The 21,968-nt window shown below is 38.5% G+C and carries 21 protein-coding genes; 15 read left to right on the top strand and 6 right to left on the bottom strand.

What is annotated here, in order from left to right:
• Positions 1-180 precede the first annotated feature (180 nt).
• The 4 genes from ALW18_14465 to ALW18_14450 all read left to right on the top strand — a co-directional run bounded on the left by ALW18_14465 (position 181) and on the right by ALW18_14450 (position 6,462).
• Entirely contained in the window at positions 181-549 is a 369-nt protein-coding gene (locus ALW18_14465; protein ID AOE53618.1) for a hypothetical protein, read from the top strand.
• A 174-nt stretch (positions 550-723) separates the two neighbouring features.
• The gene (locus ALW18_14460) at positions 724-1,806 is read left to right on the top strand and encodes a hemolysin D (protein ID AOE53617.1); all 1,083 of its coding nucleotides are present in this window, start codon (positions 724-726) and stop codon (positions 1,804-1,806) included.
• A 26-nt stretch (positions 1,807-1,832) separates the two neighbouring features.
• Positions 1,833-5,027 (top strand): multidrug transporter AcrB, encoded by a 3,195-nt coding sequence (locus ALW18_14455; GenBank protein ID AOE53616.1) that lies wholly within the window; start codon positions 1,833-1,835, stop codon positions 5,025-5,027.
• Positions 5,020-6,462: an RND transporter gene (locus tag ALW18_14450; protein ID AOE53615.1), complete on the top strand. Its 1,443-nt coding sequence runs from the start codon at positions 5,020-5,022 to the stop codon at positions 6,460-6,462. Before ALW18_14455 ends, ALW18_14450 begins: the two co-directional genes overlap by 8 nt.
• A gap of 128 nt (positions 6,463-6,590) precedes the next feature.
• On the opposite strand, the gene ALW18_14445 is transcribed toward ALW18_14450, so the two are convergent.
• On the bottom strand, positions 6,591-8,972 hold the full coding sequence (locus ALW18_14445; protein AOE53614.1) for a hypothetical protein: 2,382 nt from the start codon (positions 8,970-8,972) through the stop codon (positions 6,591-6,593).
• Positions 8,973-9,000: 28 nt separating this feature from the next.
• Positions 9,001-9,801 carry a hypothetical protein gene (locus tag ALW18_14440; GenBank protein ID AOE53613.1) on the bottom strand — a complete coding sequence of 267 codons (801 nt, stop codon included), beginning with the start codon at positions 9,799-9,801 and terminating at the stop codon, positions 9,001-9,003.
• A gap of 219 nt (positions 9,802-10,020) precedes the next feature.
• Between ALW18_14440 and ALW18_14435 the strand changes: the two genes are divergently transcribed.
• Positions 10,021-11,046, top strand: coding sequence for a histidine kinase (locus ALW18_14435; protein ID AOE53612.1), 1,026 nt, complete (start codon positions 10,021-10,023; stop codon positions 11,044-11,046).
• Positions 11,043-11,750: a chemotaxis protein CheY gene (locus ALW18_14430; GenBank protein AOE53611.1), complete on the top strand. Its 708-nt coding sequence runs from the start codon at positions 11,043-11,045 to the stop codon at positions 11,748-11,750. Before ALW18_14435 ends, ALW18_14430 begins: the two co-directional genes overlap by 4 nt.
• A 14-nt stretch (positions 11,751-11,764) precedes the next feature.
• Here the strand turns inward: ALW18_14430 and ALW18_14425 are convergent, their stop codons facing one another.
• Positions 11,765-12,634 carry an NmrA family transcriptional regulator gene (locus tag ALW18_14425; protein AOE53610.1) on the bottom strand — a complete coding sequence of 290 codons (870 nt, stop codon included), beginning with the start codon at positions 12,632-12,634 and terminating at the stop codon, positions 11,765-11,767.
• Positions 12,635-12,825: 191 nt separating this feature from the next.
• On the opposite strand from ALW18_14425, the gene ALW18_14420 reads away from it, so the two are divergent.
• A complete protein-coding gene (locus tag ALW18_14420; protein AOE53609.1) occupies positions 12,826-13,296 on the top strand; it encodes a 3-demethylubiquinone-9 3-methyltransferase in 471 nt (156 codons plus the stop codon).
• Entirely contained in the window at positions 13,296-13,718 is a 423-nt protein-coding gene (locus tag ALW18_14415) for a hypothetical protein (GenBank protein AOE53608.1), read from the top strand. The genes ALW18_14420 and ALW18_14415 overlap by 1 nt, the downstream gene beginning before the upstream one ends.
• Before the next feature lie 192 nt (positions 13,719-13,910).
• Here the strand turns inward: ALW18_14415 and ALW18_14410 are convergent, their stop codons facing one another.
• Together ALW18_14410 and ALW18_14405 are read right to left on the bottom strand one after the other, a co-directional pair.
• Positions 13,911-14,402, bottom strand: coding sequence for a 6,7-dimethyl-8-ribityllumazine synthase (locus tag ALW18_14410; protein AOE53607.1), 492 nt, complete (start codon positions 14,400-14,402; stop codon positions 13,911-13,913).
• A gap of 2 nt (positions 14,403-14,404) precedes the next feature.
• Entirely contained in the window at positions 14,405-15,181 is a 777-nt protein-coding gene (locus tag ALW18_14405; GenBank protein ID AOE53606.1) for a hypothetical protein, read from the bottom strand.
• Positions 15,182-15,327: 146 nt separating this feature from the next.
• Here ALW18_14405 and ALW18_14400 point away from each other — a divergent pair, with 146 nt between their 5' ends.
• The 7 genes from ALW18_14400 (at position 15,328) to ALW18_14370 (ending at position 21,401) form a co-directional block, all read left to right on the top strand.
• Complete coding sequence (locus ALW18_14400; protein ID AOE53605.1) at positions 15,328-16,407, top strand: DNA recombination protein RecF; 1,080 nt, start codon at positions 15,328-15,330, stop codon at positions 16,405-16,407.
• A gap of 63 nt (positions 16,408-16,470) precedes the next feature.
• Positions 16,471-17,142, top strand: coding sequence for a hypothetical protein (locus ALW18_14395; GenBank protein ID AOE53604.1), 672 nt, complete (start codon positions 16,471-16,473; stop codon positions 17,140-17,142).
• A gap of 47 nt (positions 17,143-17,189) precedes the next feature.
• Positions 17,190-18,203, top strand: coding sequence for a UDP-N-acetylenolpyruvoylglucosamine reductase (locus ALW18_14390; protein ID AOE53603.1), 1,014 nt, complete (start codon positions 17,190-17,192; stop codon positions 18,201-18,203).
• A gap of 51 nt (positions 18,204-18,254) precedes the next feature.
• Complete coding sequence (locus ALW18_14385) at positions 18,255-18,626, top strand: S23 ribosomal protein (GenBank protein AOE53602.1); 372 nt, start codon at positions 18,255-18,257, stop codon at positions 18,624-18,626.
• 103 nt (positions 18,627-18,729) lie between these two features.
• Positions 18,730-19,836 carry a glycosyl transferase family 2 gene (locus ALW18_14380; GenBank protein ID AOE54428.1) on the top strand — a complete coding sequence of 369 codons (1,107 nt, stop codon included), beginning with the start codon at positions 18,730-18,732 and terminating at the stop codon, positions 19,834-19,836.
• Positions 19,827-20,393, top strand: a complete 567-nt coding sequence (locus tag ALW18_14375; GenBank protein ID AOE53601.1) for an RNA polymerase subunit sigma-70 — start codon at positions 19,827-19,829, stop codon at positions 20,391-20,393. Before ALW18_14380 ends, ALW18_14375 begins: the two co-directional genes overlap by 10 nt.
• A gap of 174 nt (positions 20,394-20,567) precedes the next feature.
• Complete coding sequence (locus ALW18_14370; protein AOE53600.1) at positions 20,568-21,401, top strand: hypothetical protein; 834 nt, start codon at positions 20,568-20,570, stop codon at positions 21,399-21,401.
• A gap of 44 nt (positions 21,402-21,445) precedes the next feature.
• On the opposite strand, the gene ALW18_14365 is transcribed toward ALW18_14370, so the two are convergent.
• A complete protein-coding gene (locus ALW18_14365; GenBank protein ID AOE53599.1) occupies positions 21,446-21,913 on the bottom strand; it encodes a hypothetical protein in 468 nt (155 codons plus the stop codon).
• Positions 21,914-21,968: the final 55 nt, after the last annotated feature.

The following is a 21,968-nucleotide window of genomic DNA, read 5'->3' as shown; positions in this document are numbered from 1 at the left end:
TCAGAAAATTAAGTAGCTGATATTAACCATGTTCAATCGTTATAGTACAGTATCAAGGGGTTACAACATTAAAATTTCTAATTTTGAAGATCAATTACTTGTATTTATAGTACGCTTTCACTAATTTTGTGCCCTATGATGAAGTTACTAAGATTTTTTATACCACTATACGTTCTCCTGTTGAGCGGGCAAGGCTTATTGCATGCTCACACTCAGGATAGCAACAGTACACTATGTATAGAAAATTATAGCGGTACAGATATTACTCCAGATTTCGGCTATCTTATCAACGACATCTCTATAATCAATACAACTCCCGATTTCAGCAAAAACTACAAATTTGTAGTTAACGATAATGAAATTGAAGAGGACGAAACGATTTCTTTGAAAAAATCATTAGAAATCAACAACTACTTTGCTTCACAATACCTTACTCAGGTATCTGGATATATTTATACTTATACAAAAAACAGCTTACCTAATGGTAAGCATTTTTTTTACACACCATCGTGCCAAAAGTATATTATATTCAGAGTAATCAGACTGTGATTTCTACAATAATCAGGTAAATTCAATAACCGCCTGATTATCCCTACGTTTTTTTGCAAATGCCACGTCCATAGTTCTATACTATAGAGGATGCGCACGTGTATTGTCTTATACGCAAATCTCAACAAAAAATTATCCAATAAATTTTATCGTACTGCTTTAAAGCAAATTATTATGAAGAAAACGCTCATGATCATGGGCTTGTGTGTGCTGTTGTGCAATACAAGCTGCCAAACAAAAAATGAATCAAAGGAAGAAAAAGACCAGTTCCTAGTTACTAATCCTGTACAAAAAGACACTACAATTACTAAAGAGTATGTGTCGCAAATCAATTCGATACAGCATATTGAATTAAGGGCACAGGAAAGAGGTTACCTGGAAAAAATTTATGTAGACGAAGGGCAATTTGTAAAAAAAGGCCAGCTGTTATTCCAGATCATGCCTAAACTATATGAAGCAGAACTGAAAAGAGCCCAAGCCGAGGCAAACTTTGCCGAAATTGAAGTTAAAAATACTAAAGCACTTGCCGACAGGAATGTAGTATCTCCTAATGAGTTGGCAATGGCTAAAGCAAAATATGACAAAGCAAAAGCCGAATTGGAATTAACCAAAGTGCATTTGCAATTCACGCAGATAAAGGCTCCTTTTGATGGTATTATAGACCGTTTCCACGTAAGGCTGGGTAGCCTTGTTGATGAAGGCGACCTGCTTACAAACCTGTCTGACAACAGTAAAATGTGGGTGTACTACAATGTGCCGGAATCGGAATATCTTGATTACAAAGCAAAAGTTCAAAGCACTTCTGCCCCTAAGGTAAACCTGTTAATGGCTAACAACAAAATGTTTGATTACCCTGGTATCGTTGAAACCATTGAAGGTGAATTTAATAATGAGACCGGTAATATCGCATTCAGGGCAACTTTCCCTAACCCGAAAGGTTTACTAAGACACGGCGAAACAGGTAATATCGAAATGGTAATACCTCTTAAAAATGCTGTACTTATTCCTCAGAAAGCGACTTTCGAAGTTCTTGATAAAAAATATGTTTACGTTGTAGATAAAGACAACAAAATAAGATCGAGAGAAATAAAAATTGCTGCTGAACTTCCTCACCTTTTTGCTATAAGCGAAGGGTTATCTACCAACGACAAAGTACTTCTTGAAGGTATACGCCTTGTAAAAGAAAACGAAAAGATAAACTATAAGCTGGAGAAACCGGAATATGTAATGTCGCATCTGGAACTATATGCAGAGTAATCGAAATACTTTAAAAACAAGAAACAATGTTTAGTAAATTCATACATAGGCCTGTATTTGCCATAGTAATTTCGATTATTATCGTCTTTATGGGTTCCCTGGCAATCACACAATTGCCAACATCGCAATTCCCCGATATTGCACCAACAACAGTGAATATCTTTATTGCCTATCCCGGTGCAAGTGCCGACGTATTGGTTAAATCGACCCTTATTACCTTAGAGAACTCCATTAATGGTGTTCAGGATATGCGTTATATGGCTACCGATGCTACCAGTGCCGGTGAAGCAACCTTAAGGATAATCTTTGAACCGGGTACCGACCCTAACCAGGCTGTTATCAGGGTAAAAACAAGGGTAGACCAGGTTATGCCCTTATTACCGGAACTTGTACAGCGAGAGGGTGTTGTTATTACCCCTATCCAGCCAAGTATGTTGATGTATGTCAACCTGTATGCTAAAGGCAAAAACATGGATGAAAAATTCCTGTACAATTATGCTAACGTTAAAATGCTTCCCGAGATCAACAGGATTAAAGGTGTAGCTAGATCTCAAATATTAGGTAGTAGAACATATGCTATGCGTATCTGGTTAAACCCGGACCGTATGAGAGCTTATAAAGTTTCTACCGATGAAGTTATGAAGGCCCTTGGCGAACAAAGTATCGTTGGACGTCCTGGACGTTTAGGACAAAGTTCGGGTATACAAGCACAATCGCTTGAATATGTATTGACTTATAAAGGACGATTCAGTGAGCCTGAAGAATATGATAACGTTATTATACGTGCCAATCCGGAAGGCGAAAGCATCCGCTTAAAAGATATCGGCCGTGCCGAGCTGGGTAGTGAATTCTTTGATATTTATTCTAACCTTGACGGACACCCTTCTGCATCTATCGTATTAAAACAAAACTACGGTAGTAATGCAAGTGATGTAATTAAGCAGGTTAAAGCCAAGCTTGAAGAAATGAAAGAAACCTTCCCTCCGGGACTGGATTATAAAATCAGCTATGACGTTTCTAAATTCTTAGACGCTTCAATAGAGCAGGTTGTTGATACCCTTAGAGACGCATTTATACTGGTTGCACTTGTTGTATTCATTTTCCTTGGCGACTGGCGTTCGACCCTAATTCCGATACTTGCTGTACCGGTATCGTTAGTAGGTGCATTCTTTGTTATCCAGTTCTTTGGAATTTCAATTAACCTTGTAACCCTGTTTGCACTTGTACTTGCAATTGGTATCGTGGTGGATGATGCGATAGTCGTCGTCGAGGCAGTGCATGCCAAGTTTGAAGAGCACCCACATATAACGCCGTACAAAGCGGTAAAAGAAGTACTTGGTGAGATTAGTGGGGCTATTATAGCTATTACAGCGGTAATGGTGTCGGTATTTGTACCTATATCATTCATGTCCGGGCCGGTAGGTACATTCTATCGCCAGTTCTCTATAACAATGGCAAGTTCAATTGTAATTTCTGCACTTATTGCACTTACACTTACACCTGTATTGTGTGCAATGCTGTTGAAAAACAACCATGGTAAAGAAGTTAAAAAGAACATCCTTACAAAAGGCCTTGATAAATTTAACCGATCGTTTGACAAACTTACCGGCTGGTACGTAAAACTGCTTAAACTTATTGTTAACCGAAGAGTAGTAACATTTGCCATACTTATAGCATTTTGTGCAGGTACTTTCTTTATAAATAAAATTCTGCCTTCAGGATTCATACCAAGTGAAGATCAAGGTACTATTTATGCTATCATACAGACACCTCCGGGATCTACACTGGAAACAACAAACCAGGTATCGCAAAGGCTTCAGAAAATTTGTGAACACGTAGACGGTGTAGAGAACGTTTCTTCTCTTGCAGGTTACGAGATCATGACAGAAGGTAGGGGTTCTAACGCAGGTACGTGTCTTATCAACCTTAAAGAATGGTCTGACAGGAAACATACTGTAACAGAGATCATGGAAGAGCTGGAAGAAAAATCTAAAGGCCTTGGAGCAAAAATTGAGTTCTTCGAACCGCCGGCCATTCCTGGTTTTGGTTCTTCGGGAGGTTTCTCTATGCGTTTGCTTGATAAGAGTACAACGGTAGATTATAAAGACTTTGACAAGATCAACAAAAAATTCATGGAAGACCTTGGTAAACGTAAAGAGCTTTCAGGTTTATTTACCTTCTTTGCTGCCAACTATCCTCAGTATGAATTGGAAATTGACAACCAGTTAGCAATGCAAAAAGGCGTTTCTATAGGTAAAGCTATGGAAAACCTTGACATACTTATTGGTAGTACTTACGAACAGGGGTTTATTAAATTTGAACGTTTCTTTAAAGTATATGTTCAGTCAGATCCAAAATTCAGAAGGCTTCCGTCAGATGTTCTTAACCTGTTCATTAAAAATGATCATGGAGAGATGGTTCCGTATTCTGCATTCATGAAGCTTAAGAAAACTCAGGGTCCGAATGAGATTACACGTTACAACATGTACAACTCAGCAGCTATCCAGGGTCTTCCGGCTAAAGGATATACCACTGCCGATGCTATCCAGGCTGTACGCGAAGTTGCTAAGCAATCTTTACCTAAAGGATACGACATTGCCTGGGAAGGACTTTCTTATGATGAGTCAATGAAAGGTAACGAGTCAATATACATTTTCCTTATCGTATTATCGTTCGTATACTTTGTACTTGCTGCACAGTATGAAAGTTTTATTATTCCGTTAGCTGTAGTGTTCTCGCTTCCTGTTGGGGTATTTGGTTCATTCCTACTACTTAAAATCATGGGGCTTCAAAATGATATCTATGCTCAGGTAGGACTTATCATGCTTGTCGGGCTACTCGGTAAGAACGCGGTACTTATTGTTGAATTTGCCGTCCTCAAGCACCATCAGGGCATGACGATACTCGAGGCAGCAATCGAAGGAGCCAAAGTACGTTTCAGACCAATCTTAATGACATCATTTGCATTTATCGCAGGTATGATTCCACTAATGATTGCAAGTGGTGCCGGTGCTATTGGTAATAAAACATTAGGATCTTCGGCATTAGGCGGTATGCTTTTCGGAACAATATTCGGCGTAATCGTTGTTCCCGGATTGTACTACATATTCGGATCGCTTGCCAATGGCAGAAAACTAATACGTGATGAAGAAGACACTTCTTTATCGGAAGGATTTGTTCATCAGATCGATAATTTCAAAACCACTGAAGATCATGAGTAAGAAATTGAATAACTATATCTACACAGGCTTAGCCTGTGTAGTACTAACTTTCACAGGGTGTAAAACTCCTTCTGTGGTTCAGAAAACCGAAAATAAAAATGTTCCTGCCGCATACTCAACTAATGGTACTGCACAAGACACTATCAGCTCTGCAACCGTACAATGGAAGCAGTATTTTACCGATAAATACCTTGCAGCCTTAATTGACACTGCCTTGGTAAACAATCAGGAACTGAACATAACTTTACAGGAAATCGAAATTGCAAGAAGTGAAGTAAGAGCCAGAAAAGGCGAATACTTGCCTTCAATTGGTCTTCGTGCTAGTGCTTCAGTTGATAAAGTAGGCCGTTATACCAGCAGAGGTGCAATGGAAGCTACTACAGATATTAAGCCGGGTAAAGAAATGCCTGAGCCTTTACAGGATTATATGGTAGGTGCTTATGCAACATGGGAACTGGATATCTGGAATAAGCTGCATAATGCAAAAAAATCAGCGGTAAGCAGGTATCTCGCCACTGTAGAAGGTAAAAACTTTGTAATTACGAACCTTATTGGTGAAGTCGCTTCTTCTTACTACGAACTGCTTGCCCTTGACAGCCAGCTGGAAATCGTAAAAAAGAACATCGAAATTCAGAACAATGCACTTGAAATTGTGAAGTATCAAAAAGAGGCTACACGTGTAACCGAACTTGCCGTTAGACGATTTGAAGCCCAGGTATTAAATACCAAAAGCCTTCAGTATGATATTCAGCAAAGGATAACAGAAACCGAAAATAGAATCAACTTCCTGTTGGCAAGGTATCCGCAGCCTATAGAAAGAAGCAGGGAATCTTTTGAAAACCTTGCTCCTGGCGTTGCAAGTGCAGGGATACCATCTCAGCTACTGGCAAACCGCCCAGACATCAGACAGGCAGAACTTAATCTTGCCGCGGCAAAGCTTGATATTAAAGTCGCTAAAGCACGATTTTATCCATCGTTAAGCATTTCAGCGGGAATTGGTTATAATGCGTTTGACCCATCTTACCTGATAAAACCAAAATCACTGCTATATTCGTTAGGTGGCGACCTTATGGCTCCGCTTATTAACAGGAATGCTATTAAAGCAGCGTACATCACGGCTAATGCAAAACAGGTTCAGGCTGTTTATGACTACGAGCGTACAGTATTGAATGCTTATATAGAAGTTGCCAACCAGGTGTCTAAAATTAGCAACCTTGAAAAAAGCTACGACTATAAATCGAAAGAAGTTCAAGCGTTAAACCAGTCGATAGATATTTCTAACGACCTGTTTAAATCGGCAAGAGCGGATTATATGGAAGTATTGATGACACAGCGTGATGCCCTGGAATCGAGATTTGACCTTATTGAAACCAAAATGCAGCAAATGAATGCCAAAGTAACTATTTACAGGGCACTAGGCGGCGGATGGAACTAATATAAAAACACGAATAGCAAAGCTATCCGGCTATAGATTTGAGCGTTTTAATCGCCGGGCAGTTAACAAAGCCTTCAGAGTACTGTACTTTGGAGGCTTTGGCATTTTATATAGTTAACAGGGCTGACTTATATCCTATCCATCTCATCGCCCAGCGAAGTAGATTTTATTTTCTTAGTTTTACCGCCTCCGAAATAGTAAATAACCTGGAAATAAAATCGCCTGGTCTCCCAACGGTTTGTCCAATCGGTCGATACATTATCCACGTTTGTAACCTGGCTGTAGAAACTCTTTTTCAGAATATTATTACATCCAAACAAAAGTTGGAGCTTTTTATCGAACATAAACTTTTTAGCAGATAAACTAAAGTCGTACGTAGCCCTCGTATATCCGTTAGCGGAAGTACTACGCCCATTGTAAAAGCCATTCAATGTTAAGTTCCAGTCGTATTTCAACCTGAAATTTTCATACAGGCTAATATCATAATTGTAGCCGCCGCCACTATAGCTAAAATCGGTTATGTCTGATTTTTCAAAACTATATACACCATCAAGGCTTAACTGCATTGTCCACCAGTCGAAAGGTTCATAAGGCAGTGAGGCCGAAATACCAAACCGGTTCCCTTTAGACGCATTTGCCTGATAGGTAAGGTTATAATTCTGCTCTTCCAGATAGTTTATAACGCTGGTAAAACCTTTGTTATAAAGATAGCCGTACATACTGATATTTAGCGCGCTTTTATAAATATAGCTCAACTGGAAACTATGATATAACTGAGGCTTTAAATCAGGATTACCCAACTCAAGCGTATAAGCATCAATGTATTGATAATAGGGATTTAGTGCCAGGTATGCCGGACGCCCTATACGCCTGCTGTAACTTACCTGATATTGGTAATTCTGGTCTTTATAACTTGCCGAGAGTGACGGAAACCAATTCAAAAAATTAACCGAATTTGTTTTATGGCTGATTCCGGAAGTAGCGTCATACGTATAGTATTCAGCCCTTAATCCCGCCATAAAATTCCACTTTTCAAGATCAACCGCATATTGAGCATAACCAGATGCAAGATGTTCCTTATAAGTGAAATCGTTTACCAGCAAACTGTCAGGAATAAGCAGCTTCGATTCATTATTTGTAGTGTACGCATTAAAATAATCCATGTTGACATAGGAATACTTAACCCCAACTTCAAGGTTAGTCTTTTTAGTCAGCTGCCTGTTAAAATCTACTTGTCCGTTTATAATATCATAAACGGTATTTCTTCGCCCATCCAGTTGCATAAATGAATCATCGGAATAGTCATTACGCTGAAAACCATTGTGCCCGCTTTCATAATGTGCGTAATTCACCTGTGCATCCAGTTTTGTTGCTGTACTGTCGGCAGTATAATTATAAAACATGTTACCCGTAATACGCTTTGAAGGACTAGCGATAAACTGTGTAAGCCTAACATTGTTAGTCGGTTGTCCATTTAAGTATTCATTTGTAACCCCATAGGTATCTGCGTTTTCATTTTCCTTAAAATACTGCCATTCGGTACTCATTAAACTATGCTCGCTAAGCTTTCTTTCGGCTCCAAAATTCAGGTTTTTAGAAATAGTACGGGGTAGCCATTCGTTGGTCTGGTCTATATTTCTTACCCCTTCTTCCAACTGTATGGTTTGACTTACCCGTCTGTGGTTTACCGAATTTCCGTCATAATAATAACCATTCGCATTAATATTCCAAAGTGAATCGTTGTAGAATAGCTGTGCTCCGCTATGGTTCTTAAAATATTCTGCGTAGGCTACAGAGCTGTAAACATTTCCTGTGATACCCGCCGCTTTGTTTTTTTTGAGGACAATATTTATAATCCCCGTAGTTCCGGCGGCATCATATCTGGCTGATGGCTGGGCAATAACCTCTACAGATTGTATATCGTTACCCTTAAGCGAGCGGATAAACTCTCGCAAAGCATCGCCCTGTAAAAGGCTCTTTCGTCCGTTGATCATTATTTGCACATCACTGCTACCCCTAAACTGAATATTGTCATCTTTATCAAGTCGAACCCCGGGAATCTGGCGCACAGTTTCGAGTCCGTTATTACCGTTGCCGGCACCTAACCTTTCGATATTATAGATAATTTTATCACCGCTTATGGTTACTGCTTTTTGTTTTGCATTTACCGTAATCTCCTCCAGCATTTTTGCTGACGGGTGCAACACTATCTGCAATTTTTCCGGGATTGCATTAATTGAAATCACTTTCGAAAAAGTAGCGTATCCTAAATATTTCACTGTGAGCATGGCACTCGTAAAAGACTTCGGAATTGTAATCTCAAAGTCTCCCTTTTCATCCGTTTCGAAAAATACAATAGTATTTGCCCGAAGCGTATCTGTAACGGAAATTGCAGCAAGAGGCAATACTTCTTTTGTGATTACATCGGTTACTTTACCCTGAACTTTTATCTGTGCGTTTACCGGAAAATAAACCACAATAAAAATGAATAGTATTACCACGTTTTTCATTGGTCGGTCTAAGTTTGATTGACAGGTATTATTTTAAAACATCTTCAACCTCAACAAGCTCAAACCTTGCGTCGTTCTTCACAAATTCACGTAATATAGCCGTATGCCCTGCTCCTGCCAGTACAACAATACTTTTGTCGTTAGCAGCAGTAAGTTTTTGCACAAGCGAATACATATGCAGGTTACGCTTGTACCATTCAGATACCAGATTAGCGCCCACAAAAACATCCTTTGCCCCTGCCCTGTTAGCATAATCAAAATACCATCCTAAATTAGAAGCATTGCTTTCCCTGGTGTTAACATCCAGTATAAGCTGTTTAAGTGTATACGTCTTTCTTTTGGTATTTTGACTTTGCTCATGTTGCTTCATTAAATCATCGCTGCTTTTTATAAGTTCCTGCTGCCCTGCCATTTCCATACTTTTTATCAAAAGGTCGTAAGCAAAAGTAGTTTCTTTATAATCTATAGCATAGAGTTGTTTATGCTTCAGTTTTTTTGCCGTACGCATCGCTATCTGTACCCTTTCGTCTGCATCTTTTTTTAATAGGCTATCTGTATTTTTTGCAAAAAGATTGTCTAGTCTTGCCTGATCTTTATAATTCCACTCTACAAATATTTTATCCGGGGCAAAGGCTTTTATCTTTTGTGAGATATCTTCCATTTCTTTTTGATGCTCTGGTGTCATAACATTAAAGTCGTCATATAGTGCTACGTCAAACCCGGGATTTTCAAAATGGAAAGTCCCCAATAAAAGTATTTTTGTTTTTTGTGTCTGTGCCTGTACTGAAACAGAAAGAATTGTAATGATAAGTAATAGATAAGTTTTCATACGATTGGTTTTAAATTCTATGCGAAACTAAGACAGCAATACCCTCTATTTTAAAGCTTTTGACGAACGGCTGTTTAGATTATACAGACCGATATTTTTTAAGCTTTGGCCATTTCGCCATTCTATTTTAATGTGTTCGTACCATAAAACAGCACATTCGTGTAAAAAATAAAATGCATTGCCTTTCTCGTTGTATTTTTGACTTATATAACTGACCTCATGAAACAAAAAATTCCATTTCATTACCATATAGTACTGTTAGCCACTATATTTTTAGTTTATCATTTATATGATTTTGGATTAAGTGCTAAGCCTATAGTAATAGACGTTTATATTGTACTTTTGGATATTACACATATACTTGCAATTTCATTTGCCTACCTTATAGGCTATTATATTTTTTGCCCGCTTCTTGGCAAAAAGAAAATCTATCTTTATATCTTGTCAATACCCGCACAACTTATTATTTTCTCGGCGATACGTTTCCTACTTCAGGAAGTAATTTTGTTTTACCTAACAGGCGTTCATAATTATTTCTCGCTAAAGCCTATAGCCTACATACTGGATAATTTTTATTACGGTTTACCGTCAGTCATACTTTCTGTACTTTTATATTTAGGATGGCAATACAATGTACATTCAAAATACACTGCAAAATTGGAAGTTGAAAACAGACAGGCCCAATTACAGCTTTTAAAATCGCAGCTAAGCCCGCACTTTCTTTTTAACACACTTAATTCTTTTTACAGTGAAATGGTCGATAAAGATCAGGGCATAGCCGAAGACTTGTTGACTCTGTCAGATCTTTTACGCTATACATTAACCGAAAGCAATAAAGAAACGGTACTACTAGCAAAAGAACTCGAATTTTTAACCAATTATATCAACCTACAGGAAAAGCGTTTTGAAAGTCAGCTCTATCTTGACTATGAAGTAAAAGGTAATATTATGGCACAGACCATACTTCCTGCAGTGCTTATTCACTTTGTGGAAAATGTATTTAAACACGGTAAACTAAATGATCGCGAAAAGCCTGCTTTAATAAGTATCACGATAAACACCGATATTATAGAGATTAAGACGAGTAATTACGTTCAGGGAGGCGAAAATTATTATGCCACCGGCATAGGATACACGAATCTTTCAAACAGGTTAAAACATACATATGAAGGCAGATTTATCTTAGAAAAAACGCAGGAAAATGATATTTTTACTACCTACTTAAAAATGCCCATACAGCCATGAAATTAACCTGCATTATTGTTGATGACGAACCGCCTGCCGTACGACTGCTGGAAAAATTTACCGAACGTATTCCAACTTTGGAGTTAGTCGGCACATTTAACGATTCGCTTAAAGCATTGGAGTTTTTAAACAGCAATAAGCTAGATGTGGTGTTTCTTGATATTCAGATGCCGCAGCTAACAGGGTTACAGCTTTCGCGCATAATTTCGCCCAATGTAAAAGTAATTTTCACGACTGCATATGCCGATTTTGCTGTAGAAGGTTTCCACCTTAATGCAACCGATTACCTGTTGAAACCCATACCTTTTGAACGTTTTTACCAGGCGGTGTCCAAATTACAGGCACCTACTACACCACAATCAGAAGTAGAACAGCCATCAGCGAGTGGCTTTCTTTTTATTAAAACCGATGGAAAAAACAAACTAGCAAAAGTATTCACTGATGATATTCTTTACATAGAAGCACTTCAGAATTACATCTGCCTACATACCGTAAAGGGAATGATAATAACACATAGCACCCTTAAAAACCTTTTAGAGTTATTGCCATCGGGCTTTGTGCAAATACACAGGTCGTATGCCGTGCAGATAAAGCATATTGATACTACCGATAATTTTTCGGTTATTATAAGCAATAAAGACCTGCCGATTGGCGCAACCTATAAAGACGCTTTTTTTAAAAGGATCGAGGATTACCAGATGTAATTTTGGTCAACTTTTTACTTAGCCGATCTTTCAACAAGCTTACTAATATAGTCTTGAATGGTAATTGATCCACGCTCAGGATTTTCAGGTTGTTCGTCCTGAACCTTTTCCAACGTAAGTTTCGTCATATTTACCATAGACTTTGCCGCTTTTTTAGAAAAGCCCTGCTCTTCCAGGTACGATTCCCATTCGCCTTCCGGTATTTGTATAGCTTCAACAGGTTTGTCAAGTGCTTCAGAGAAGGCTGTGGCTACATCGTTTGGCGAATAGTCCTCGGGGCCTGTCCTGTGATATAAACCTGTTTCTTCCAAAGGTTTCATAAGCAGTTTTGCCGCGAATGTACCAAGATCTTCCGGAGCAACCATTGGCAGTTTAAAATCGGGCGGATAAAGGCTGTATAATTTACCTTCTTTCTTCACTGTTTCAAGCGAAAAATCCCAATTGCTATAGTAATAAGCTCCTCGCTGAATTATAACCGGAATATGAATATCTTTTAGAACCTCCTCCATTTCATAGAGCACACCCAGGTCTCCAATATGTTTACCCGGTTGTGCGCCGTAAGTAGATTCCGCTACTATTTTCTCAAGTCCCGAATCTTCAAGGGCAGCAATTATAGACTGCATGCTGTCACGTTCCACTTTAGCTGTATTTGTTTCAGGCGGGGCTGGTGGGTTCAGCAAAAACAAACGCTCCCCTTTTCTGAATATTTCGTTTAGCCTGTTGCTATCTGTTATGTCGGCAATCTCAGCTTTAGCTCCCATTGCCTCTATATCTTTTACCTTATTTTCATCATGGGTTATTATAATCACCTCTTTATTGTTTGCTAAAAGCTCTTTGGTTACCGCACTGCCTACATGGCCCGTACCTCCTAATATAATATACATGATATGAATGATTTATAATTTACCTTTTCAAGTTACTCATCATTAGTGGTAAAACCTTACTAATTATCTTTTCGTTAACCCAACATATACCCGTTGTCCCGATATGCCCCTTTTATTGTCAGGTTTACCCCCTATGCCAACATATTGGTATTTAGTAACTTTGGCATATAACAAACAAATCAACAATTAGTATGCAAAAGATAACACCATGCCTTTGGTTCAACGGGAGAGTTGAAGAGGCACTAGAATTTTACACTTCGGTATTTAAAAATGCTAAGATCAAAGAAATATCATATTATGAAGAAAACATGCCAATGCCGGCAGGTTCTATCTTAACAGCCAACTTTGATATAGAAGGCCAATCTTTTATGATACTTAATGGAGGTCCTGAATTTAAACATAGCGAAGCGATATCATTAGTAATTGATTGCAAGGATCAGAATGAAATAGATTACTACTGGGAAAAGCTGACATCCAACGGTGGCGAAGAAAGCGTATGCGGTTGGCTTAAAGATCCATATGGAATATCCTGGCAGGTAGTCCCGGAAGAAATGGGCGAACTTGTGAAAAACAGCGGCCCCAATGCCGTTAAAGTTATGGAAGCATTACTGCAGATGAAAAAACTTGACCTAAATAAACTTCGCGAAGTTGCTAAAGGCTAATGCTGAATGTCATGAATAAACCTGAAAACATCGACAGCTACATAGCGTCGTTTACGCCCCAAGTACAGCAGCTATTACAACAGGCACGAAAAACTATACAAAAAGCAGCACCGGAAGCTGAAGAAGCCATTAGCTATGGCATGCCTACCTTTAAGCTGCATGGCATACTGGTTCACTTTGCTGCTTTTACCAACCATATCGGGTTTTATGCATTACCATCGGGTAATGAGGCTTTTCAAAAGGAACTATCTGCTTACAAGACAGGTAAGGGATCGATACAATTTCCGTTAGACAAGCCATTGCCTTTAGACCTTATAGCAAAAATAGTAACATTCAGGGTTGAGGAAAATAAAGCGAAGGCGAAATTGAAAAGCAAAAAAAAACCCTCTTCAACCGGGGAGGAAGAAGAGGGGAAGCCATAAAACCACACCTTACTTTAATTAGATGGCTTATTTTATTTTCGGGGACGATAAACATCCGAGGGTTTAGAAAATAGCATTTGATAGTATATACGAAAGGTTAGGTTTTACGGATTTAAAAAATTTCACTTTTTTTCAAAAAAAAACCTTCCCGATTTGGGAAGGCTTTATTTACAAGCAGTTAAGCTTTAAAAATCATGTTGTCTGCTGTCTTAAATACGCCATTTTTATAGCAACAATTCCAGCTTCTGTACCTTTATTTCCATGAATACCCCCACTACGGTCTATCGCCTGCTGAAGGTTGTTATCGGTAAGTACACAAAACACAACGGGTACATCGGTTAGCACATTAAGGTCTTTAATACCCTGTGCCACACCTTCACATACAAAGTCAAAATGTTTTGTTTCTCCCTGTATAACACTGCCTATAGCAATAACAGCATCAACGTTTTGAGTATCTATCATTCTTTTAGAACCGTATATAAGTTCAAAGCTTCCCGGCACATCCCATGAAATAATGTTTTCTGCGAGTGCACCGTTTTCAAGCAAAGCCTCAATAGCTCCCTTGTAAAGGCCGGAAGTTATATTTTCGTTCCATTCAGAAACAACAATCCCAAACCGAAAATCTTTCGCGTTTGGGACTGTGTTTTTATCGTATACTGATAAGTTTTTATTTACTGTAGCCATGTTTATTCAGCCATTGCAACGTAGGCATCAATAGTAGCGCCTTCCTGAGAAGTGCTGTATTTATCCTGAATTTCTTTAAAATATTTAAGCGCTTCAGCTTTTTTGTTTAAAGCAAGAGCTGTTTGTCCTGCTTTGAAAAGGTAACGCGGAGCGATCATGTCATTGTTTGTAGCTTTAGCAGCTTTGTCATAAAACTCTAATGCATCATCGTTTTTCTTAAGCTGTGCAAAAGCATCTCCTGTAGCACCTTTAGCCATAGCATCAAGAATTTCATCTTTAGTGCTAAATTTTTCAAGGTGTTCTACTGCCTCTTTGTATTTACCAATGTTTAAGTAAGATGTACCCGCGTAGTATTCTGCAAGGTTTGCAGCATCTGTACCCGAGTTGTTCTCAATGATTCCAAGGAAACCTAGTTTACCTTCACCACCGTTAAGTGCAAGTTTGTATAGAGAATCGCTCGCAGTTGGAGCATTTACAGCCTGATCAAAATATAGTTGAGCCTGGAACATATCTTCAGCAGCAGTATTTTCTTTTGGATCTGCTACAAATCTATTGTAAGCAAAGTATCCAATTGCAGCCACAGCTATAGCAACTACACCCACTAATATACCTTTTTGGTTTCTTGCTACCCACTCTTCTGTTCTTGAAGCACCTTCGTCAAGCGAGTTAAATACCTCTGCTGTTGTGCTTTTTCCGTCAAAAGTTTCTTCTACAGTTTCTACCTCGTTACTATCTGCAGGTTTGGGAGCTTTATAGCCTCTTTTGTTATACGTTGCCATTTAATTTATTTTAGTGAGCCGCAAAAATAAAATTTTTATTGAATATTAAAATATCTTTTTGTCGATATTTTTCGATAATTTGCGGCTTCTCAACAAAAGAAGCCTAATTTATACAAGGTTCTCACTATCAGCATCCAGTTTGCCCCATGTACTTAAAGAATTTATCACTACTCAATTATAAAAATATTGCCGAGGCAAATTATGAATTTGATCCAAAGATAAACTGTTTTACCGGAAAGAACGGTGTTGGCAAGACAAATGTTCTCGATGCCATATATCACCTGGCTTACGGCAAGAGTTATTTTAATCCTTTGGCTGTTCAAAACATAAAACACGGCGAAGAATTCTTTGTAATAGACGGCACTTTTGAAAAAGACGGCCGTAGCGAGCAGATTGTATGCAGCCTTAAAAAAGGCATGAAAAAAGTACTTAAGCGAAACGGTAAGATCTACGATAAGTTTTCCGAACACGTAGGCTTTATTCCGTTGGTTATCATCTCCCCTTCCGACAATGACCTTATTGTAGAAGGCAGCGAAACCCGACGTAAATTTATAGACAGCGTTATATCGCAATTAGATTCAACCTATCTTCAGGAATTAATTAATTACCAGAAAGTAGTAGCCCAGCGTAATGCCCTGCTGAAATACTTTGCACTAAACCATACCTTCGATAAAGACACCTTATCTATATATAACGAACAGCTGGACACGCTGGGTCAGGCACTTTTCGAGAAACGAAAACAATTTCTTGAAGACTTTATTCCGATATTCAACAAACATCATCAATCGATAACCGATTCTGCCGAAGCAGTAAGCCTTGCTTACGACAGTCACCTGCATAACAAAAGGCTGCTAACTTTATTTGATGAAAACCTTCAGCGCGACCGTGTATTGCAATATACCAGTGTAGGTATTCACAAAGACGACCTGTTATTTGAGATCGATGGGCATCCCATAAAAAAATTCGGGTCGCAAGGGCAGCAGAAGTCTTTCCTTATCGCACTAAAACTCGCCCAGTTTGAATTTATAAAAAAGCAAAGTGGTGTATTGCCTATTCTTTTATTTGATGACATTTTCGACAAGCTTGACGAAACACGTGTTGCGAAAATAGTTCAGATGATTGATGACAAGGTTTTTGGGCAGATATTTATTTCTGACACCCACCCCGAGCGCACAGAGAATATAGTGAAAGCTACACATCAGAGTTATACTATATTTAATATGTAATCAATAGTTGTATTGTCTGTTGCTATTAAAAATTATACATTTATTATATTCAATCAGTAAATCATGATATCAAAAGAATCCTTTCAATTCCTTGAAGACCTGAAAAATAATAATTACCGTGACTGGTTTCAGGCAAACCAAAAGCGATACGACGAATACAAAAAAGACTACAGGCAAACCGTGGAAGCTTTTATTGCCGAAATGAGTAAAGAAGATGAATCCCTTAGTCATCTTGAATTTAAGGACGCGTCCTTCCGTATTAATAAAGACATTCGTTTTTCTAAAGATAAATCGCCTTATAAAACCCATATGGGAATCTGGCTGTGCAGCGGGAATAAAAACACCAATCTGGCAGGCTACTATGTGCACATTGAAAAAGGTGCAGGTTTTATAGCCGCTGGTGTTTATAATCCCGATGCGGCCGACCTTAAAAAGGTGCGCCGTGAGATTGATGGTTTCTATGAAGACCTTGAAGAAATTGTGGATGAAGCAGAATTCAAAAAATTATTTGGAAGTTTGGACAGCGATGAAAAGAATACGCTTAAAACGGCTCCAAAAGATTTTGCGAAAGACCATCCTGCTATACAGTTTTTAAAACTAAAAAGCTTTACGGCCTCGGCAAAGATTGATGACAAAGAATATTCTCAAAAAGACTTTATAAAGAATACTGTTAAAAAACTGACTGTACTAAAACCGCTAGTGGAGTTTTTAAACCGTGCCCTTACTACAGAATAGCTTTTAAAGCATTACTTTTGCGCTACAAAAACAACCGTATACGTACTATGGAAATCGTTGCTAATTATCCCTTAAAAAACCACAATACTTTTGGCATCAGCGCTTTTGCGAAAGAATTCGTTCAGGTGCATACCACAACAGAACTTGCCGAAGTACTTAAAGAAAATCAGGAGAAAAAACTTTTTATTCTTGGCGGAGGCAGTAACATGCTGCTTACGCAGGATATAGATGCCCTGGTTATCCATGTAGACCTTAAAGGAAAAGAAATATTCAACGCTGAAAATGGCTTTGCTGAAGTAAAAGCGATGGCCGGAGAGAACTGGCATGAGTTTGTACAATACTGCATTAGCAACAATCTAGGAGGACTTGAAAATCTGTCACTTATTCCGGGAAATGTTGGTACAACGCCTATTCAGAATATCGGGGCTTACGGAACCGAGATAAAAGACACCTTTGTTTCTTGCGAAGCGATGCACATTGCCACGCAGCAAATAAAAACATTCACAAAAAAAGAATGTGAATTTGCCTACCGTGAAAGCATTTTTAAAGGTGCACTTAGAAATCAGTACGTTATTGTATCGGTAACTTTCAGGCTTACTACCGAAAAACATAAAATAAATACGTCATACGGCGATATCGCTGCCGAACTTACGAGCAAAGGAATTACAGTTCCCACCATTAAAGACGTTAGCGAAGCAGTTACAGCAATCCGTCAAAGTAAATTACCCGATCCTAAGGAATTAGGCAACAGCGGAAGCTTCTTTAAAAATCCTATCATTACAGCCGAGGAATTTGAGAGGGCTTATATTCTTCACCCTACTATGCCTCATTATACAGTATCTGATACCCAGGTTAAAGTACCTGCGGGATGGCTTATTGAACAGAGTGGTTTTAAGGGGAAACGCTTTGGCGATGCAGGTGTTCACGCAAAACAAGCATTAGTATTGGTTAACTATGGTAATGCAACCGGGCAGGAACTACTAGATCTTTCTAAAAACATACAAGAAACTGTGTTTAACAACTTCGGAATCAGGATTGAAGCAGAAGTTAATATAATATAGTGGTCAGTGGTCAGTGGTCAGTAATGCAAACTGCAAAAACACTCTTAAGGTATGAAGTTTCAGGATTTAATTGTTTACAAAAAATCTTTTTCATTAGCGATGAAAATCTTTGATATTTCAAAAACTTTTCCTGTTGAAGAAAGATATTCTCTTACAGATCAGATTAGAAGGTCTTCAAGAAGCGTTCCTGCAAACATTGCAGAGGCTTATAGAAAACGAGTTTTTCCGAAACATTTCCATAGCAAACTTACCGACTGTGACGCTGAAAATTCTGAAACTCAGGTATGGATAGAATTTTGTTACCAATGCAAATATATACCCTATGATACATACACTAATCTGATTACAGAAACTGAAGATATTGGCAAACTACTGAATTATATGATTTTAAACCCTGCAAAATTTGGCGTTACTGAAAACTGACGACTAAAACTGCTATCCAGGACTGAAAACTGAGCACTGAACACTGAACACTGGATACTTTTCCATAATTTTGCCGAAGTAAACATAAATGCCGCCTGCCTATATGCTGAACATTATTTTCTTTGTATTTATTGCTGTTGTAGTAGTGCAACTTGTATATTATCTTATAATTTTTGGAAAATTCGCTTTTGCGCAACCACAGGAAATTACACCTAAAAGAATTCCTGTATCTATAATTGTATGTGCAAAAAATGAGGCCGAAAAGGTTAAACAGTTTGTTCCGCTTTTGGCAGAACAGGATTATCCCGATTTTGAGATAGTGCTTATTGACGACGCATCTAGCGATGACACGCTTGACATTTTCGAGGAATTTGAGAAACAATACAGCAATGTTCGGCTTGTAAAAGTGGCAAACAATGAAGCTTTTTGGGGCAATAAAAAATATGCACTTACACTGGGAATTAAAGCGGCCCGTAAAGAATACCTTCTTTTTACCGATGCCGACTGCTACCCTGCTTCTAAAGACTGGATAACCAACATGACATCGCAGTTTACCATGAACAGGACTATTGTTCTTGGGTATGGTGCTTACGAAAAAGTAAAGAACTCATTCCTTAACAAGATCATCAGGTTTGACAATATGCTTACCGCAACCCAGTATTTTGCTTGGGCAAAAGTGGGTAGTCCGTTTTCCGGCGAAGGCCGAAACCTGGCCTATAAAAAAGATGAATTCTTTAAAGTTAACGGATATATAGACCATATGAATATCCGTATGGGAGAAGATGCTCTCTTTCTTAATCAGGCAGCTACAAAAAAGAATGTAACCGTTTGCTATACTCCTGAAAGCTTTACATACAGCGAACCTAAAAAATCATTTGGTGCATGGCGCAAACAAAAAAGAAGACAGGTATTTATTGCTAAGTTCTTCCGTCCACTGGATATTTTCCAACTACGTTTATTTTTCCTTTCCCAATTGTCATTTATAGTGCTGGCGATATTGCTTTTTGCCTTGCAGTATAATTGGATGTTTATGGTGCCTGTAATTGTAATACGATACTTTGGGAGCTGGTTAACCATAGGTTATAGTGCTGCCAAATTAAAGGAAAAAGATACAGTTTACTGGTATCCGGTTATAGAAATAATCCTTACCTTCACACAACTGAACGTTTTCTTTACCAATTTGTTTTCAAAACCTGCGCATTGGAAATAACCTCGCAAATCATACAGCAACATATCGAAAAGGCAAAAAAAGGTGACCAGGTAGCCTTTACTTTCCTGCTTGACTTTTTTTGGAATGAGGTATATGGTTTTATGCTGAAGCGCACAGAAAACGAAGCAGACACCGAAGACATAGTTATAGAAACTTTTGCGAAAGCTTTTGACAGGATTGCGACATATAATCCTGAATATGCCTTTAACACATGGCTCATTGCCATTGCCAAAAATGTTCATATTGATTTGCTTCGTAAAAAACGCTCATCCTTATTTGTTGAAATAACCGACGAAGAAGACCAACAGGCTTATAATGTTGCAGACAGCTCGCCTTCTCCCGAAGATAAGCTAATCAAAGAGCAGAACCTTTCCAGCCTTTTAGAATGCATTAAAAAACTTAAGCCTCAATACCAGGAAGTAATACAGCTGCGCTATTTTCAGGAAATGAGTTATCAGGAAATTGCCCACCAACTAACCGAACCGCTTAACAATGTAAAAGTGAAACTCCTTAGGGCGAAGAAATTACTATCTGAGATCATCACCAAAAAAGAATAACATATTCTAAAAAAGGTTTAGTCCACTAACGAATTGACAATATAACGAGGTTCGATTTATCCAAAACTATCGATTACGTATTTTGTAAATATTTATGGTATTTACTACAATATTAAAATCAACGAAAACGTTTTAGTTAATATAAATCATATTAACAACCAAAATCATCTTATTATGTCAAAAGTTAGCGTTTTCGACCACGGATGGATCGACCTTGTATTTGAAGGCCGTAACCAGCAATACGGAGCTTACCAGCTTCGTAAACAGGATGCACAGACTACTATCAAAGCATTTTTTACAGGCATCGGGATATTATTACTATTAGTAGGCATTCCTGCCATAGCGAACTATCTTAAACCTGTAGTGATTGCACCCGAAACTATTGTAGACCCTATAACTCCTGTAGATCTGTCAGACCCTATAGAAATACCTGTTCCACCTGTCGCAAAACCGGAGCCAATAGTTCGCGAACCGGCTGCGTCTGCTGCACAGAGTGTAACACCTACAACAGAACTAAAACCTCTTGTAGCGACATCTGAACCTACACCTGACCTGCCTACAACATCTGACTTTGATAACGCTCCGCCGGCAGCAGCTACAACAGCAGGTACAGGTACACAAATATCATTAAATCCGGGAACAGCGACCTCAGGAACCGGCACATATACAGGGCCAACAGCTGGTGGTGGTGAAGGTGCAATCGAGAACTTTGTAGATGTAGCTCCTTTATATCCAGGCGGATTATCTGAGTTTTATAAAGATGTGGCTAATAAATTCAGGACACCTGAAGTAGCAAACGCTACAACAATGAAAGTATATGTTTCTTTTGTGGTTGAACCCGATGGAACATTAAGCAATATAAAAGCTACTAAAGATCCCGGTTATAGCATGGGTGCCGAAGCTGTAAGGGTTTTAAAATCGCTTAAAGCAAAATGGACTCCCGGTAAAAAAGGAGGTCGAACAGTGCGAACCGCTTATAACCTGCCAATAACAGTTAAAGTACATTAAAACTAAAAGCCCCTTCGGGGCTTTTAGTTTTGTATCCTTAAAATTTAAAGAGGAGCTTGCTCTTCAAAAACTACGGGTAATCCTGTTTTCTGTAATCGTACAGCATGGTACGGTTGTGTATTAATTGCTGTATCATCAGGCTGGGGCGCCGAACTTTGTAATTTTACGGTAAGCTTATTATCCATTCTGGAAATATTTGTAACGTCTACAGCATAGCCACCGCCGGTTTTTAACTCATCAAAAACAACTATTACCTCGTTAATATTAAAATCTACAACAAGGTCAGTAAGCAATTGCTTTTCCTCTTTAAAAGTATTATACTCCGTTTGTGTCCTTAATACGTAGAAACGAGGCGATACCGCCGATCCGGTCGTAACATTGCCTTTAGCTAAAGTAGTAAACTGGATATTGGTTGGAGTGTTATTTCCACTACCTCCAGTTTGCTTATTATCGTCGCTTTCACATGCAATAACAGAGAAAAGGACAAACATTGCAAGAACAATCTTTTTCATAATAATTAGTTTAGTTAGATTATAGAGGCCAATTTAAGAAAATAAATAACATCTC

Source organism: Flavobacterium psychrophilum (assembly GCA_001708385.1).
GTDB classification, from domain to species: Bacteria; Bacteroidota; Bacteroidia; order Flavobacteriales; family Flavobacteriaceae; genus Flavobacterium; species Flavobacterium psychrophilum_A.
Note: the sequence above shows the minus strand (reverse complement) of the source record. Positions and strands in the feature narration are given on the sequence as shown.